1 rRNA gene is annotated in these 582 nt (G+C 52.2%); it reads left to right on the forward strand.

Annotated elements, in window-relative coordinates:
* A 23S ribosomal RNA gene (locus L6I86_RS35530) occupies positions 1-582 on the forward strand; the annotation flags it as partial.

Below are 582 nucleotides of genomic sequence, written 5' to 3' on the forward strand. Positions count from 1 at the left end.
TGGAGGAAAAGAAAACAAAAGTGATTCCGTCAGTAGCGGCGAGCGAAAGCGGAATAGCCCAAACCAAGGAGCTTGCTCCTTGGGGTTGTAGGACCTCGATATGGGGTTAGTTTGGTAGGCGAAGTGATCTGGAAAGGTCCGGCATAGAAGGTAAAAGCCCTGTAGCCCAAACTGAACGAATCCCCTAGAGGTATCCTGAGTACGGCGGGTCACGTGAAACCCCGTCGGAATCCGGCAGGACCATCTGCCAAGGCTAAATACTCCCTAGTGACCGATAGTGAAGCAGTACCGTGAGGGAAAGGTGAAAAGCACCGCGGAAGCGGAGTGAAAAAGAACCTGAAACCGTGTGCTTACAAAAAGTCAGAGCCCTCTATATGGGTGATGGCGTGCCTTTTGTAGAATGAACCGGCGAGTTACGTTCCCGTGCGAGGTTAAGTTGAAAAGACGGAGCCGCAGCGAAAGCGAGTCTGAATAGGGCGCTTTAGTACGTGGACGTAGACCCGAAACCGTGTGATCTACCCCTGTCCAGGGTGAAGGTGAGGTAACACTCACTGGAGGCCCGAACCCACGAATGTTGAAAAA

Source organism: Paenibacillus allorhizoplanae, from assembly GCF_927798215.1.
In the GTDB taxonomy this organism is placed as follows: domain Bacteria; phylum Bacillota; class Bacilli; order Paenibacillales; family NBRC-103111; genus Paenibacillus_E; species Paenibacillus_E allorhizoplanae.